Raw genomic sequence first — 16,744 nt, 5'->3', positions numbered from 1 at the left:
TTCACGTTTAAAAGTTTCATTATATCGTTGTCTTGAATCGCTCATGGACAAACACCTCTTAGTTCATAGTTAAGATTATTATTACTTCTACACTAAGAGACGTCCACTTTTTATTCTAGGTGCATTTATCGACTTACAGCGCGCCCGCGGCGGCATTGCACCCCTGTAAGTCGATTTTATCGACTTACAGCTCGCTCGCGGCGGCGTTTCGCCCCCGTAAGTCGATTTTTTCGACTTACAGCGCGCCCGCGGCGCCATAGCACCTTCATAAGTCGATTTTATCGACTTACAGCGCGCCCGCGGCGGCATTGCACCCCCGTAAGTCGATTTTATCGACTTACAGCGCGCCCGCGGCGGCATTGCACCCCCGTAAGTCGATTTTATCGACTTACAGCGCGCCCGCGGCGGCATTGCACCCCCGTAAGTCGTTTTTTTCGACTTACGGCCCTCATCCAGTTCCCGATCCCCAATGTTAGCCTGTGGGGATCGCAACGCGAAAAAGGCTGCTTACAAGTAGTCAAACTACGTGTAAACAGCCTTTACATCTAATACCTATTTCACTTCGGAAAGTAGGAATTTATCGTTCACTTTTTTCGTTGTATACGTAGCGCCATCTTTTGTCGTGAATTTCACGAGATCAGCAGTGTTTGCTGCGTCAAACGTAATGTCTTCTTTTTTGGTCGACAAGATATTGGAAGTGAAGTACGACTTCGTGTTTGTTAGGAATGCTGTACCAGCTTTTGCATCTGTTACATAATGATTCACTAACGTATCGAGCATAGCGGCATCGACGTAGCTTGCTAGAAATTTCTTTGCTGTCTCTTTATCTGTCGCAGCAATTGGATTTACTACGAAAGCGCCGTCTGCAGATTTGGCTTCAGCGAACAAGTAATCTACTTTCTCGCGAGCAATTCTAGCTGCAATATAGCCTTTCATATTCGTTACATCTTGCGATACGGCTGCTGTTGCTTGTGGAGTTGCTGTTGTTGTAGTAGCAGGGGTTGGAGAAGTTGTGGAATCTTTGGAAGAACAAGCAGCACCTGTAATTGCCATAGTAAGTATAAGAAGCCCTGCAGCTGTTTTTTTCAATGTCATTTGGGTACACCTCATCATGATTTATCTGCTGACTGAATTTGTTAAATCATCCGAATTCTATGTGAATAGGATAGCCAGCAAGATAAAAATATAAACGATGATGTTCGGAATTGCAAACCGGAGCAACTGATTTTGGCTTAATAAATGACAAAACATCTGCATGATTTCGTTGGAAACGCTTGTAATTGTGACGGTCTTTGTGGTAGCTACCGGTAATGTTTTCAATTTACGGAATTTCAAGGTGTGAAAACAGCCCTTTTCAGCTATAGATTACAAAATAATGGATAAAATATCGTTAAATGGGTCTATTTTTTGTCTAAATTACGAATATATTTCGAACTCAGGTTTCAAATGTAATTAAATCCTGTTCTTTGTCCTATGTAGCCCCTCTATAAATAGGGGGTCTGAGATAAATCTAAGATCTCTGCTTGAAGTCCAGTACGCAAATCAGTTTTGGGTTGATAGCCAAGCAAGGATTGAGCTTTTCGAATATCTGCCCAAGTATGGCGAGGCTCTCCAGATGCTTTCCCCAGTAATTGCATGTCTACTTTCTTGCCAAAAAGATCTTCAAGAATAGCGATACAATCCAGTACGGATGCACGTTCTTTTCCTCCGATATTGATTGTCTCACCTATGATATTGGCTGCGTACGCCGTTGCGGCGATGGCTTCTACGCAGTCACCAACAAACGTAAAGTCACGCGTTTGTAGTCCATCACCATTGATAGGGATTGGTTTGTTTTGTCGGATGTGTTGGATAAATCGATGAAAGGCCATATCCGGACGCTGTCTAGGACCGTACACAGTGAAGAATCGTAAGATAACAAGGGGTAACTCATCTGTTGTCGCGTAAACCTTACAGAGCTGCTCTCCAGTCAGTTTGGTGACCCCGTAGGGCGAGAGAGGCTCTGTCTTAGCATCCTCATTCACTTGATTCGTTTTTTCGCCGTAAACGGAGGATGTCGATGCATACACGAATTTGCTAACGGGATACCTCCGACAACCCTCGAGCAATCGTTGCGTAGCCTCGATGTTATTCGTGACGTAGGTTTTGAAATCTTCGCCCCAACTTGAACGCACGCCAGGCATCCCAGCCAAGTGGTAGACGATATCGACTCCTGGAAGAATTTCTGACAACGGAACTTGCAAAAGATCTTGGTTAATAAAAGTAAATCGATCATGCGCTAGCAAATACCGAAGGTTATATTCCCTAACTTGAATAGGAGTTGGTGATTTTTGTACTAACGCATCTAGTCCAATGACTTCGTGGTTGGGGTCTTGGAGAAGCTTTTCGCACAGATGTGATCCGATAAAACCTGCTGCTCCTGTAACGAGTATTTTCATTCCAAGTAACTTCCTTTCTTTCAGCTTATTATCTATTTCCGATGCCGAAATAGGAATAGCCTAGCTTGGTCATTTCTTTGCCGTCGAGCATATTTCGTCCATCAAAAATCACCTGTTTGTTCATGACGGTTTGTAATTGCTGCCAATTGGCCTCGCGATAGTCTTTCCATTCCGAACATAAGATGACGGCATCGCATTGCTGCAAGGTGATCTCGATAGTATCAAACTGTTGAACCGTTGCAGAACGCAGATGTTCTGGCAGCTTAGCAATGGGATCATGTACACGGAGGTTCGCTTGCTTATCAATTAATTGTTGAATGATGGCAAGTGCAGGAGCTTCTCTTAAATCATCAGTATTGGGTTTGAAGGAGATTCCGAGTATCCCAATGGTTTTATCATTGAAGCCACCGAGCTGTTGCTCCCACAGGTTCAGGAAATGGGTAGTTTGTGAGTTGTTGACCGTAACCACTTTTTCAAGAATGCTTAGATCTACTTGCTTTTCTTTTGCTGTATATAAAAGCGCCATGCTGTCTTTTGGGAAGCATGATCCGCCATATCCGATCCCTGCTTTTAAGAACTGAGGGCCGATCCGTTGATCCATCCCCATACCTGTCGTGACGTCGGAGATGTTAACACCTAGAGCTTCACAAAGTCTTGATAATTCATTGACATAAGAAATTTTCGTTGCTAAGAATGCATTGGATGCATATTTAATCATTTCCGCAGTTCGAGGAGTCGTTACAAAAATGGGGGCGTTGATTTGATCATATAAGGATTGAATGACAGTTGATGCATGTTCAGAAGTACTTCCTATCACAATACGGTCAGGATGAAAGGAATCGTACAAAGCACTGCCTTCCCTCAGGAACTCTGGGTTAGAAACAACATCGAAGGGGTGGGGGTAGCTTTGTGATTCTTGAACCCATTGCGCCAATTTACGGTTTGTATCTATAGGAACTGTGCTTTTCACAGTAATGATTTTATATTCGTTCATGAATGCACCAATACTTTGGGCAACCCCCCGCACAGCCTGGAGATCAGCGCTTCCATCTTTATCAGAAGGGGTGCCAACACAGATAAAAATAATGGCGTTTTCACGAATACCTTTCTCCGGAGAAGAAATAAAGTTAATATTCCCGGATTCAATGTGTTTTTTTAATAAAACATCTAGCCCTGGCTCATAAAAGGAGAGCTTTCCCTCAGATAAAGACTGTATTTTTAACGTATCCGTATCTAACCCCGTAACTTGCCATCCAAGCTCAGCAAATAACAATCCAGTTGTAACGCCTACATATCCCATACCCATCATTAAAATGTTCATTTGCCTGCCCCTCCATCTTTTTGAACAAAAACTGACTGTGGACTGATAATGGAGTTCGTCATTGGATAGTGGTTAGGATTCAAAATGGCGTACTCTAACAAAATACTGTTCTCTAATGTACAGCTTTCGAGTCTAACATTGGGTCCGATCGTCACATAAGGTCCGATAACACAGTTGATTAATTCTGCACTAGGATCAATACATACTGGCGGGATAAACGTAGTTCCTGGATGGTGTTCCGTCGGATTTGAGAGTAAACCCTCATCATCCATAAGCTGTAGCATCCACCTGTTCGCTTCGAGCCAACCTTCCATCGTTCCGACATCGGAGAAATTCTTTGTTGTCATTTGGTAGGTAACTGAATATTGTTGTTGAATGAGCCACTGAATGGCATCTGTGATCTCGTATTCGCCTCTGGCCGAGGGTTGGATGGCATGTACGGCTTTGAAAATGCTTGATTTAAACGCATAACTCCCCAGAACCGCAAGATCTGACTTGGGCTCTGAAGGTTTTTCTTCTAGACCAATGATTCTATCTTTATTTACTTCAGCAATTCCGAAAGCTTTGGGATTCGCTACTTTTCTTAATAGAATAGCAGCATCGTGATTGTCTTGGGTGATGGCATGACATAATTCATGGAGATCTTGTGTAATCAAATTATCCCCCAGAAGTAAAATGAAGGGCTCGTTATCTATGAAAGATTCAGAGTATTTCACAGCGTCAGAGATGCCTAACGGATTCACTTGGAAAATATATGTGATATTTACATCCCACCTTTCTCCATTACCTACTTCTTCCATGAACATGGTGTACAGATTGGGCCGGATGACGATACCGATCTCGTTGATGCCTAATTCAACTAGTTTTTCAATTCCATAATAAATTAAGGGTTTATTCGCCACAGGAAGCAGGCCTTTAGGTTTAATATTAGAAAATGGTTGGAGTCTAGTACCCTTGCCTGCACAGAGAATTAATCCTTTCATAAGCTTTACCTCCCTGTCTATATGAAGACATTATTAATTTATGATGAAACTTATGAAAGGTAAGGGCTTTTAACAGGGAAAATACGCTGATATGTAGAGTTTTAGTATAATTTGAGTGAATCGGACAATCATAATCCGCGAATCTACTCTATCAACAGCCTAAGCAGGCGATACGAAATATCATAGTATACAGGGGGAGACAATAAAGTTTCTAATTTAGGCTGAGAGGAATGGTTATTTTGCAAAATTTAGACAAATTAATTAGTTATCTGAAAAGCAATCCAGAAATCACAGAAATTTCTTTGGAGTACGTTGATGGGGAAAAAGCTAAGGTGGAATTTGAGGATATCGACGAATTAATGAAAGACATTGATTGGGATACTGTTGACGAGGCTGAGGTGGAATTAGCAGACGGATCCAAATTAGAGTTTGGTGAAGAAGATGGAGAAGACGATGATGATGAAGATGAAGAAAATGATGATGAAGAAAATGATGATGAAGAATCAGATAATGAAGATGACGAAGATGATGATGAAGAATCAAGCGACTTAGTTGAAGAGTCAGATAATGAAGATGAAGAAAATGATGATGAAGAATCAGACGACGAAGATGAAGACGACGAAGATGAAGAATCAGATGAAGACGATGAAGTAACGGTATCAGCAGTGGATGAAGACGAAGACGAAGACGAAGATGAAGATGATGACGATGACGATGACGATGACGATGACGATGACGATGACGATGACGATGACGATGAAGATGAAGATGAAGATGATGACGACGACGACGACGAAGCGTAAGCATTAGCATTAGTTGATTTAAAGCCCGAAACGTTACTGCAATTTAAATAAAATAACCTCTTACTCTTGTAAGGGCATCTGCACGTGCTTGCAGAGGTACCATACTCGTAGTTAGGGGTTTTTCTATTAAATAATAAATGAAAATAGGCTGACCTTAAGTAGAGTTGACTACTTATTGGACAGCCTCTTTCACAAGTCTCTGATTTGAAAAGAGATTAAATCAACTTATCTTTGTTCCCAGACATCTAGGATTTCCTGAGCAACACGTTCCCAAGGATAATTCTGCTCTGCCAGTCTTCGACCGTTAAGTCCCATATGACGTGCATGGTTCATATCAGATAATAACGAGTTTAATTTTTGTGCATATTCACTTGGATTTTCAGGATTCTCGATGAGTAATCCATTGTTGTTTTTTACAATCTCTGGATTGCCGCCTCTAGCTGTTGTGAGGAATGGTAATCCAGCGGCCATCGCTTCGTAATGCACACGTGCCAACGGCTCCTGCCAAATCGATGTACAAACGAAGACATCTCCTGCGCAGAACCAGCGGTGAACATCTTGAGCTTGAACATAGCCTGTCGTAATGACAGGAAGAGGCGAGCGGACGGCAAGTGCTCTGACATATGCGATATAATCACTAATGGAGTTATCACTGAACCAAGCGCCGCCAACGACAACTAGAACAGCATCGGAATGTTTGATTTCATTCATCGCACGCACTAAGACATGTGGCCCCTTATTGCGGGTCAGTCTTCCGACAAATAGGATGACTTTCTTGTCAGTCAGATTGTGTTCAGCCCTCAGACTATCTCGAGCGCTTCTTGCCTGTTCGGACTCTTGCCATGGCGCAAAGCGATTCAAGTCAACGCCTGAATAAATCGGTTTTATTTTGCCTGCTGCTTGAGGATAGTAGTCACAAATGGCCGTTCCAATATATTGACTAATGGTGATAATACGCTCGGTTTGTTCGATAACGTTAGTCGCCTCGGTACGTTCGATCTTGTAAGGATTGAACATATCATTATGCATACTTAGAATAATCCGGGATGTTGGCGCAACATTTCTAACGGGAAGAACTAGTAAAGGGCGGTTGTATATTTGAATAATGTCATAGTGTTCAGCCGTATTTTGTAGAAATTGGACTACGCCTGCAGTGTATGCTTCAAGTAAACCATATGATTCTATACGAACATAGCGGATCCCATTGCTGACTTCATCGTTGGGTAAAGCGGGGTCCGATCTTCCTAATATGGTAATTCTATGATGTCTACTTAGTAGTGTAGCTACACCATCAATATAAGTTTGGATAGCTCCTCCTCGAATATTGGGGACGGGCAGCTTTTCCGTACAAATCATCAGAATGTTCACAAGTTAACAGCTTCCTTTCTCAGGCAGTCCGTCTTCTGGGTTGAATCTGCCGTTTTTTAAGCGGTTGTGAGGCCTTTTGATCTTTTCGCGGTATTACTATTTTTTTCAGATATGGCTTAGTTAATTGTTTAATAGGCTTCTTAACTCCACTACTTCGTTTCAATTGATTCTTCTTTGGTCTGAGGAGAGACCGCAGTTTTTTCTTAGTACGCCATTTTTTGCTGCTCTTGATGAACTTTGACCCAGAAGCATACTTCCATTTTGCAAGCCGTTTGCGTTTTCTGCGATATAAATAACGTGTTTTCTTGATAATTTTTGTTTTTCTCCGAGCACGTCTCTTTTTCGGAACACGAAGCGTAAATCTCGTCTGTTCTTGAGCCGGTAATGAAATAGGTGCAATTCCAGGATCCGTCAAGAATGGGATATCTGCTGGCATCTGAGGAATTTCATGAGCAGATTGAAGTGGATCACTTAAAGGCGCATCTGAATAGACAGGTTCTTGGATAGAAGATTCCTCATGTTTAACTTGTTTAACAGGCTTTCTGGAATAAATTGGATCCTTAATTGGTGTGGCGTCAACCGTATCTGACATATCAGAATAAATTGGCTCCATGATTGGTTTAGCGTCAACCGTATCTGACATATCGGAATAAATTGGCTCCATGATTGGTTTGGCAGCAACCACATCTGGCGTATCGGAATAAATCGGTTCCATAATTGGTGTGGTGTCAACCATCTCTGGCATATCAGAATAAATCGGCTCCAAGATAGGATCGGCAGCAACTTTATCTGGCATATCGGAATAAATCGGTTCCGTAATTGGATCGACGGCTATCGGTTCCATGATTGGTGTGGCAGCAACCAGGTCTGGCATATCGGAGTAAATTGGCGTCAGCAACTCGCCTGGAACAACGATTGGGCTTTGAACAATTGGTTTGACGTAATCGGATGAGTATTCTCCAGCAGGGTAGTTGGCTTTATCCTTTTCAAGTTCGCTTAATGCTTGCCATTTACTTGCTTCTGTTGTCATCACTCGTTGAAGAATAGGTGCGAGCTCTGTATCAAGGAATACTTGAGGATTGAACACGATTTCTTTGACATGCTTATAGAATTCATTAGGGAAAGCCATATCGATCCATAAAATTTCGAACGTTTCTTGGTCGATTGGATTAGCCTGATGGTAAGCTTCAATCATGCCACGAATCCACGTTATATCCCACACGCCCATGTCATCCATGGTGCTAGTAATGAGTTTCCGTAGATCTCGAATAGGCAGATCGTAAGAAACGCCGTCTAAGTCGATAACCCAGATCCCGCCGGGTCCCATTTGACCGTTCGACCACCCGAAATCTTGATGGGCAAGCCCCCAGTGAGGTTCACCTTTGGCTAACATCTGGTTGTAAGGGGAGTTTTGGAAACGGAGATACATCTCGTTAGCTTGCCGCTTGAATTCCTCAATGACGGCTAGCAAATCTGCGCTACCTGCAGTATCTGAATAGGCATTGGCGATATCCTGGAACCAGTTGATTTTGGCAATAATTTTTTCGTAATATTTGCCCCAACCGAAGATACGTGAAGACTTCTCCGATCCACTGGGTGGAACATAACCTTTGGAGTTCTTGTGAAACTCGCCGAGACCGAAGCACAGTTGAGATGCGCCTTCGAGGTCGACTTTGGATACAGGCACCAGAGGTTCGATCCAGTCGGTAACGATCCACAGCTTACCACCAGCTTCGACATACATGTGCCCTTCCTTGGTAGGAATGAAAGATGGAACCCGGTAACCTAATCCAGACATGTAGGCTTGAGCGCCGACACTGAAGAGACTTCTTCTAGGCCGTCTATGCAAACATTTGATACTGAGATTACCCTTGCTTGTGCCGATTTTCCAAATTGCGCCGCCTTTATCCGGTTTAGAGGTAATCAAGAGCATATCATGCAACTGCAAGTCATAATTACCCAAGACTTCTCGCGCCAGATTTTCTAAACCAGGAGGTACATACATGTTAGCTACGATTCCAGGATCTAAGACGTCATTAATCCATGGAACGACTTGATAATTGTCCACCACCATCACTCCATCACGTATTTTAAAGTGAATTGTACGTTCTAATACATTTACAAATGCTGCGGTACTGCTCTTGTTCTTTCTTCTGTACGACAACGCACTTCATGCAAAACGAATAATCACCTCACATAAACCAATTTAGGTTTATCTAATTCTATGCATATGTCATTAGGTGAAAGGTTGATATGTACAAGAGTGGAACTTCATGAAAAACGAATAGACTTTTGCATACATAAGGACTGAAACAATGGATTGACGTGAAACCAAACGGTTGTATATAATATAAAACGAAACCAAATGGTTTCGTGAAATTCGAGGGACAAGAATAGGGGATTTGCGATGTTGCTGAGTTCGATTAATTATTGGGCAGTCTTGGTTACAGGAATTTTATCGTTAGTGTTAGGCTTTTTATGGATGGCAGTCTTATGGGCGAAGCCCTATCAGCGACGCATGTATGGCAACATGAATCAAACGGATTCAACCGTGAGCACGTCTGTCAAAATTCAATCTTTTGTCCTGTACATTCTGGTATCCTTCGTCACCTCTATCGCATTTGCTGTCTGTTTAGAGCTGTGGAAAGCTGGTGGACAAGCATTCGCGTACGATGGAGAGCGATTGTCTAATGCGTTCTGGTTTACTATGTTACTAGCAGCGGGCTACACACTTCCATTTACAATTGGCAAAAAGGTATGGCAGTTTAAAAGCTGGATCGTCGTAGCCGTAGACACTTCCTATGAGATTGTTCGTTTCACGATGCTCTTGCTTATTTTCTGGTACTGGGTGTAATACGCTAAGCGTGATATCGTCAACTAATCTGAAGATACGCTAACTTCTTCTAAGCTTACGATAAGCCTCCGGATCCTATTTCAGGATATAGTTAGTGTGTAGATAAGATCACACTTTCAGGAGGAATTACAATGAGCAAATTAACACAAGAAGAAGTCGCATTTTATAAGAAGAATGGGTATTTTCTGTATGATAAGCAGTTATTCTCCGCTGAAAAATTAGCTGAGTTAACGGATGTATTTGAGGATCAGTTGAAGCAAAAAGGCAGCAAACTGTCTGATGAGTTAGACACGCCGCATTTCCGTGAGGATCGCTTGTTGAACTTCTTATTATCCGATGATGTGTTGGATCTTGTTGAGCCAATTATTGGACCTAACATTGGTCTGTGGTCCTCCCATTTTATTTGTAAGGATCCGTTTGTTGGCAGAGCAACGCCTTGGCACGAAGATTCTGCTTATTGGAAAGGCCGTGTCAGCAGCTTCGATAACATTATTACCGTATGGTTGGCTATTGATAATAGCACGAAGGAAAACGGCTGTATGCAAGTCATTCCTGGAACGCACAACAATGGATTCTCGGAATATGAGCAAGTAGACGGTGCTAGAAATCTTTTTAATACACAAATTAAAAATATGGACACCTCCACAGCTGTTCATTTTGAATTGCAAAGAGGTCAATGCTCCCTGCATGATTCACGTATCATTCACGGTGCTGACCCCAACAAGAGTGAATTCCGTCGCTGCGGCTATACTATGCGTTATTTCTCAACAGATACAAAGGTCTTTCTAGATAAAAATCCAAATCACAAAGTATGGCTCGCTCGCGGCAAAGATCTAGCTGGAAATAAATATGCAAATGTAGAGTAGAAGGGATTTTTACTGCCACTAGCGAAATCTTATGATATACAAAATTAGAAATGAGGAGGACGCGGATGAAGAAACAACCAGTGAGACTAACGAATGAACAATTTATTCAACCTGCATCCTCCTTTCAAATTTACTTTCAGTATATCAATGAGCGTCATGAACTTCATTGGCATGAATTCTATGAGCTTTGCTTCGTAGTTCGAGGCAGAGGTATGAATATAGTGAATGGAACAGAACGTGAGCTGCGAAATGGCAGCTTGTTTCTGTTAACTCCTGCTGATTTCCACGAAATCTATTCGTATCCGAATGAGCCCATGGAGCTGTATAATCTAGTGTTCGATGAGGATTTGCTGGATCAAGAACTGCGAGAGTTCATGTTTGGGCAAGTGGCGGAATATATGGTAGATCTGAACGCAACACATCATGAGATTATAGAGTCTGAGTTTCAACTGATTCGTGATGAGGTTCAAATGAAGAAGCCAGGACATGCTATTTTGATCAAAGGAGCTTTTGAGCGAATCCTTTTGTATTTATTTCGAAATTACCATGATCAGAAAGAACAGCTAGAGTTGCCAATCACGCCATCTCCGTCCTCAACGCTTCAACGAGCGCTTGTATACATGCATCATCATTTTCGGGAACCTCTGCGTTTGGAGGATGCTGCTAAGCAAGCGGGATTGGCGCCGAATTATTTCAGTCTCGTATTTCATAAAATGACAGGCATTTCGTTCCAAATCTACTTGCAAGGTTTACGGTTGCAATTTGCCAAGTCACTGCTGCAAGCCTCTGATATACCGATTACGGAAATTTGTTTCGCATCAGGATTCAATACATTAACGCATTTTGAACGAGCATTTAAGCAGAAATATGGCAGTTCACCACGAACCTTCCGTTCGCATTAAGGTGTGTGCGGTTCTCCAAATGTGTATAATAGAGGTATCTTATTTACATAAAGGGGACAACTTCTCATGATTACTTGCAAATCGTGTGCCAAACCAACAGAGCTCCAGATGCAGCGTTGTACACACTGCGGAGCTATGCTATCCTACACGGTTGCTGAGAAATTCGATTTGATGGCCGAGATGGTGGAACAGGCGTTGAAGCAGGAGCTCGAGGCGAGAAGAAAATTGAAGCACTAGAAGATAGTAGAATGGCATAGAAGAGGCTGGGGCTACCCAGTGTAAGACACCTGACGTGGTCTGGTGTTTTTTTGTTGTGGCGGTTAGGGGAGCGGCCGCGAATAAATGGATTTCCTCCAGTTAATTTTAGTGAAATTCAGTCTAATGGGACATTAGATGGATTTTATGCAGTTAAATGTAGTCTTTACTGCCGAATTGATCAATTCAAGTAGAATTAACAACATATTTTCCATCTAAATCAAATTTTTCTACTAATTGCGCTAGTTTAGCTGTAGGTTTTCCAGTTAATTTGCTTAGAGTGCCTCGTAGTATTGCGTGGGGGGATCGACGGGTAAAAATTAGCTTGTTGGGGGTTTGAGAGTAGAGTGGGGTAGTGTGGATGTAAATTCCAGTTTAAGGTCAAGTTTTTGATGCTGAGTCCAATTCAATCTCAGAATGAACAGCGTATACTTGTTTTGTAGGCGCTTACAGTGTCTTCAAAATATGATGACTGGGGTGATAGTGATGGACACAGGTTTAAGAAGCTTCAGGAGCAGATTGAAAATCATAGCGTGGATTTTACCGCTCTTGCTGCTGTGGGGAATTGTGTATACGCCGCCAGCGGCTGAAGCGGCCGTGACGGGCTATGTCACGCGATCAGGCAATCAGCTGCAGTTGGATGGACAGCCGTTTCGGTTCAGCTCAGCCAATATTTATTGGCTAGGCTTGGATGAGAATGTACCGACAAATGGTACGATTGATTTTCCAACGAACTTCCGAGTTGATGACGCACTTGCGACGGCCAAAGAAATGGGAGCAACCGTTGTACGCTCACACTTGGTAAACTCCTTTGGTTGTGCGAAATGTATTATGCCCACACTCGGCAATTACAACGAAGCAGCATGGCAGAAGGTGGATTATGCCATTAAAGCCGCCGGAGATCAAGGCATTCGACTCATTCTACCGGTCATTGATATGTACAATTACTATCATGGCGGTAAGAAAACGTGGACCAAATGGTACGGGTATCCAGATGATGGTGTCATTTATACAGGGTACGAATTTTTTAGTGATGCGAATATTATTACAGCATTCAAACAACATTTAAGTGTCATGTTAAATCGGGTGAACACATATACGGGAGTTGCCTACAAGAATGACCCGACGATTCTGGCATGGGAGACAGGAAACGAGCTAGGGTGGTACGACAATCCGACGCAATTGAAAAATTGGACGCAGCAAATTGCAGATTACTTGAAACAGCAAGATGCTAATCACTTAGTAGCCGATGGGAATTACGGTATTGCCGATGCTCATTTGACGATATCGAGTATTGATATGTATTCAGATCATTTCTATACATGGGGCAATAAAGGATTATCCGTCCCTGTTCTCCAGACACAAGCGAATAAAGTAAGAAATGCTGGGAAAGTCATGTTCGTCGGCGAGTATGATTGGAAAAGCGAGCAGTTCGGTACCTTGGCTGCCTTTCATACGGCTATTGAGAATGACAGTGTAATCGCAGGCGACATGTACTGGGCGTTATTCGGCCATAACGATAATTATGGCTATGTCCAACATCCGGATGGTTATACGGTCCACTATCCAGGTGATACCACCTTCATGCGCACACAAGCACAGCAAATGAGGAATCATGCTTACAAAATGAGAGGCATCACAACGCCGCCTGCACATGGCATTCCTGGTGCACCTACCATTACCGGTTCCACAACCTCCGGTGGTAAATATGTACTGAGTTGGCGCGGTTCTGTACCATCTGATACCTATACGGTCGAACGCTCTACAGCAGGCAGCAGTGGACCTTGGACTGTCGCATGTAATCAATGCGTCACCGATAATCAAACACCTTGGACCGATACGGGTTCCACAGCAGGTGCGGCAACTTGGTACAGGGTCAAAGGACACAACTTATCTGGCACAGCTGGCGCTTATTCAACGGTGTATGCCATATCTGGTACACAGCTCCAAGCACCTGGAAGCTTTACGCAATCTGCTCCAGCCAGCGGAGCAACAAGTGTGAATGTGACACCATCGTTTACATGGGGCACCGCCACTAATGCTGCTACCTATACACTTGTTGTCGCTGATAATACGTCGTATTCGAATCCAGTTATCAATGTGAGCGGACTTACGAGCACAAGCTACTCACCTTCGAATGTGCTAACGAACAACAAAACGTACTATTGGAAGGTAACCGCTGTGAATAGTACCGGCTCAACGAATGCTTCCAATTCGGGAATCGCGTTCACGACGGTGGCACTTCCAGCACCAACATCGACGGTTGATAATTTCGATGGCTATGCCTCCGATGCTGCATTGCAGGCCGCCTATGTGAAAAACGCAAGTGGCAACACCTTTACGATGACCCGTGAAGCAACAACGAAGGATGCAGGCGCGTATGGTGCCAAAATCGTCTACACCGTCAACGCAACGACCAGTTATGCAGGTGCTGTACACACACTCGGCAATGCCAATTGGACGGGGAACACAAGCTTCAATCTGTGGGTGAAACCTGATGGATCGAATCGTACGTTAACGATTCAATTTAAGGAAACCAATGGTGAATTATGGGAAACGTATTATACCCTTTCCGGTACGACTGCAACGACGTTGTCCATTCCTTTCACGAGCTTCCAGCACCCAGGTTGGTATAGTGGAGGAAATGGTGTCATTGATTTGGGCTCCATCGCAGAAAGCAATCTCTATATCAATAAAGGTTCAGGTGCAGATGGCAGCGGCACCATTTATGTAGATTCCATTAGCCTAGGCAATGGCACAACACCTCCACCGCCAACGACAGTTATCATCGATAACTATGAAGGTTACGGTGGCTCCAATCCGAGCGTGCTTGCAGCATATGTGCGTAACACGGATGGAAACGCGATTACACCAACTTTGGACGGGACGAATAAATCGCAGGGTTCCTATGGGTTAAAGCTAGCGTACACCATGGGGACACCTAATTTTGCAGGCGTTGTGCATAGTATTAGTCAGAACTGGTCAGGTAAAACGGGTATCCAATTGTGGCTGAAGCCAGATGGGTCGAACCGTACCTTAACCATTCAGTTCAAAGAACCGAACGGCGAGCCGTGGGAAACCACGTATACGCTATCTAGTACTACAAGCGGAACGATTCAATTTCCGTTCACAGCGTTCCAACATCCACCTTGGTACTCGGGAGGCAATGGGACGAAAGATTTGGGTTCCATTTCTGAATTTAACTTATATGTGAATCAAGGCTCAGGCGGAACAGGCAGCAGTACGATTTATGTGGATGATATTCAAGCTTATTAAGCAGGAGTGTTCGTGATCACAACTGAAGCCGTCATACGGAAAATCCGTATGATGGCTTTTGCCTATATGATAGAATGAAGGGGACCAGAGTTGTATGCTGGAATGCCCTCAAGGGTGGGATGAACATGATCCGCATCATGGTTGTTGAAGATGAGAAGGCAATTCGATTGGGCATCGTAAGCATGATAGAGCAAATGGAACTTCATGTCAGTGTGATGGGTTCGTTCGCAAATGGCTTGGAGGCGGTTCAGTTTCTAAGCAAACAAGCCGTAGATGTCATCATTACAGATATCTCAATGCCAAGGATGGACGGGTTCGAGCTTGCAGAGTATGTCCGACTCACGTATCCAGAAACCAGCATCATTATCTTGAGTGGTTACAATCAATTTGATTATGTGCGTCATGCGCTGCGGTCAGGAGTCAGTGATTATTTAGTCAAACCCGTGAATAAGAAGGAGCTTCACCAAGTACTTCAGAAGCTAATAAATCAAAGAATGCAAGAGCGAATACGCAAGGGGCACACAACAGATTTGTTGTTAAAAAGCTATTTAGCAGGCGAGATGAAGATCGATCAACTAGAGGTGCTCTGGGAATCGTTTTCGACCTTTAGCGGATGTGCCATACCTTGTGTATTTGTCGTGGGCAAAGCTAAACACACCATAACCTCAACCATTTCACAGAGGTCACTTATGGGCACATCCCTGCCTGAAATGATTGCTTGCACACTAACACCTAATCTGCATCTGTACATCGTATTTGGCGTAGGAGATATCGAAGCGTTAGCACAAAATATAGGGGAAGATGAGACTGATATCCGAGGCATATCGTCCGTCATTTCGCGCTTCGAAGACTGGCCAAGAGGATACTTGGAAGCGATTTCTGCCTATTGTTTGCAGTGGCATAACGGAGGTAAAGATCATATCATTCCTTATTTAGAAGCTAATTACCATCGCTCTGAAATTACAATGATGGTATCTCTGATCGATTCTATGTTGCAGAATTCTTCGAAGTGGATGGACCGTCAGGAACTGAATAAATTAAAAGATCAACTTTATCTAAGAGCAAGTCGCATTCAGATTCATTGGTCTGATTTGTGCCGTGTACTCGGCTACTTATTGTATCAGCTGCGAATGCGTATTTCGGATGCGACCAATCGGTTGCTTCATCCTCAACCTGACGCGAACGAGCTTGAACTTCAGCTATGCGAGCATGCGGTTTTGCAGGATGTCTTTCATGATATTTTTGACAGAATGGATCGGATGTTAGGGGATATGGAACTGGAGCCCAGCGCCTATGAACGTAAAGTGGTGAGCACAGTAAAAAAGATCATCGAACAAACCTACAATCGTGAGATTGAATTGTCTGAATTGGCGAGTCAAGTGTATTTAACAGCTAACTATGTTAGTTTTCTCTTTCGCAAAGAAACCGGAATGACGATCACCGAATACATGATCGATCTTCGAGTTACGAAAGCCAAGGAGCTGCTCCTTAACCAGTTGGAAATGAAAACGTATGAAGTTGGGCAAGCCGTTGGCTATCCCGATGCTGCTTATTTCAATCGTCTTTTCAAAAAGGTCGTAGGCACCACGCCTCGCATGTACAGGGAACAAACACAAATCATACAATTACCCAATTAACGGAAATGGATGGGAGGACAATAGAGTCCAATAAAATGCCA

The 16,744-nt window shown here is 43.3% G+C and carries 13 protein-coding genes; 7 read left to right on the top strand and 6 right to left on the bottom strand.

Features of this window, described 5'->3' with window-relative positions; genetic code table 11:
* Positions 1–552: 552 nt before the first annotated feature.
* The 4 genes from AC58QM_RS27415 to AC58QM_RS27400 form a co-directional block, all read right to left on the bottom strand.
* On the bottom strand, positions 553–1,095 hold the full coding sequence (locus tag AC58QM_RS27415) for a hypothetical protein (RefSeq protein WP_497287960.1): 543 nt from the start codon (positions 1,093–1,095) through the stop codon (positions 553–555).
* A 389-nt stretch (positions 1,096–1,484) separates the two neighbouring features.
* The gene (locus AC58QM_RS27410) at positions 1,485–2,438 is read right to left on the bottom strand and encodes an NAD-dependent epimerase/dehydratase family protein (RefSeq protein WP_497287959.1); all 954 of its coding nucleotides are present in this window, start codon (positions 2,436–2,438) and stop codon (positions 1,485–1,487) included.
* A 28-nt stretch (positions 2,439–2,466) separates the two neighbouring features.
* Positions 2,467–3,759 carry a UDP-glucose dehydrogenase family protein gene (locus AC58QM_RS27405; protein WP_497287958.1) on the bottom strand — a complete coding sequence of 431 codons (1,293 nt, stop codon included), beginning with the start codon at positions 3,757–3,759 and terminating at the stop codon, positions 2,467–2,469.
* Positions 3,756–4,742, bottom strand: a complete 987-nt coding sequence (locus AC58QM_RS27400) for a sugar phosphate nucleotidyltransferase (RefSeq protein ID WP_497287957.1) — start codon at positions 4,740–4,742, stop codon at positions 3,756–3,758. Before AC58QM_RS27400 ends, AC58QM_RS27405 begins: the two co-directional genes overlap by 4 nt.
* 239 nt (positions 4,743–4,981) lie before the next feature.
* Here AC58QM_RS27400 and AC58QM_RS27395 point away from each other — a divergent pair, with 239 nt between their 5' ends.
* Entirely contained in the window at positions 4,982–5,545 is a 564-nt protein-coding gene (locus tag AC58QM_RS27395; protein WP_497287956.1) for a hypothetical protein, read from the top strand.
* Positions 5,546–5,770: 225 nt separating this feature from the next.
* On the opposite strand, the gene AC58QM_RS27390 is transcribed toward AC58QM_RS27395, so the two are convergent.
* Positions 5,771–6,913 (bottom strand): glycosyltransferase family 4 protein, encoded by a 1,143-nt coding sequence (locus AC58QM_RS27390; protein WP_497287955.1) that lies wholly within the window; start codon positions 6,911–6,913, stop codon positions 5,771–5,773.
* Between the two features lie 19 nt (positions 6,914–6,932).
* The gene (locus AC58QM_RS27385; RefSeq protein ID WP_497287954.1) at positions 6,933–8,981 is read right to left on the bottom strand and encodes a CotS family spore coat protein; all 2,049 of its coding nucleotides are present in this window, start codon (positions 8,979–8,981) and stop codon (positions 6,933–6,935) included.
* Between the two features lie 339 nt (positions 8,982–9,320).
* On the opposite strand from AC58QM_RS27385, the gene AC58QM_RS27380 reads away from it, so the two are divergent.
* From AC58QM_RS27380 to AC58QM_RS27355, 6 genes are all read left to right on the top strand, one after another.
* The gene (locus AC58QM_RS27380; protein WP_310226593.1) at positions 9,321–9,767 is read left to right on the top strand and encodes a DUF1761 domain-containing protein; all 447 of its coding nucleotides are present in this window, start codon (positions 9,321–9,323) and stop codon (positions 9,765–9,767) included.
* Positions 9,768–9,898: 131 nt separating this feature from the next.
* Entirely contained in the window at positions 9,899–10,633 is a 735-nt protein-coding gene (locus AC58QM_RS27375; protein ID WP_310226594.1) for a phytanoyl-CoA dioxygenase family protein, read from the top strand.
* 65 nt (positions 10,634–10,698) lie between these two features.
* Entirely contained in the window at positions 10,699–11,535 is an 837-nt protein-coding gene (locus AC58QM_RS27370; RefSeq protein ID WP_497287953.1) for a helix-turn-helix domain-containing protein, read from the top strand.
* 66 nt (positions 11,536–11,601) lie between these two features.
* Complete coding sequence (locus AC58QM_RS27365) at positions 11,602–11,772, top strand: hypothetical protein (protein WP_497287952.1); 171 nt, start codon at positions 11,602–11,604, stop codon at positions 11,770–11,772.
* Positions 11,773–12,276: 504 nt separating this feature from the next.
* The gene (locus AC58QM_RS27360; protein WP_497287951.1) at positions 12,277–15,066 is read left to right on the top strand and encodes a carbohydrate binding domain-containing protein; all 2,790 of its coding nucleotides are present in this window, start codon (positions 12,277–12,279) and stop codon (positions 15,064–15,066) included.
* A gap of 125 nt (positions 15,067–15,191) precedes the next feature.
* Positions 15,192–16,703, top strand: coding sequence for a response regulator transcription factor (locus AC58QM_RS27355; protein ID WP_497287950.1), 1,512 nt, complete (start codon positions 15,192–15,194; stop codon positions 16,701–16,703).
* Positions 16,704–16,744: the final 41 nt, after the last annotated feature.

The sequence above is a fragment of the Paenibacillus sp. J22P165 genome (assembly GCF_059692015.1).
This window is presented reverse-complemented; position numbering and strand designations above follow the sequence as displayed.

Bases quoted from the DNA above. Each gene is read 5' to 3' on its own strand.
- AC58QM_RS27375 (WP_310226594.1), top strand. From the start codon at position 9,899: ATGAGCAAATTAACACAAGAAGAAGTCGCATTTTATAAGAAGAATGGG.
- AC58QM_RS27360 (WP_497287951.1), top strand. From the start codon at position 12,277: ATGGACACAGGTTTAAGAAGCTTCAGGAGCAGATTGAAAATCATAGCG.
- AC58QM_RS27400 (WP_497287957.1), bottom strand. From the start codon at position 4,742: ATGAAAGGATTAATTCTCTGTGCAGGCAAGGGTACTAGACTCCAACCA.
- AC58QM_RS27380 (WP_310226593.1), top strand. From the start codon at position 9,321: ATGTTGCTGAGTTCGATTAATTATTGGGCAGTCTTGGTTACAGGAATT.
- AC58QM_RS27405 (WP_497287958.1), bottom strand. From the start codon at position 3,759: ATGAACATTTTAATGATGGGTATGGGATATGTAGGCGTTACAACTGGA.
- AC58QM_RS27355 (WP_497287950.1), top strand. From the start codon at position 15,192: ATGATCCGCATCATGGTTGTTGAAGATGAGAAGGCAATTCGATTGGGC.
- AC58QM_RS27415 (WP_497287960.1), bottom strand. From the start codon at position 1,095: ATGACATTGAAAAAAACAGCTGCAGGGCTTCTTATACTTACTATGGCA.
- AC58QM_RS27370 (WP_497287953.1), top strand. From the start codon at position 10,699: ATGAAGAAACAACCAGTGAGACTAACGAATGAACAATTTATTCAACCT.
- AC58QM_RS27365 (WP_497287952.1), top strand. From the start codon at position 11,602: ATGATTACTTGCAAATCGTGTGCCAAACCAACAGAGCTCCAGATGCAG.
- AC58QM_RS27410 (WP_497287959.1), bottom strand. From the start codon at position 2,438: ATGAAAATACTCGTTACAGGAGCAGCAGGTTTTATCGGATCACATCTG.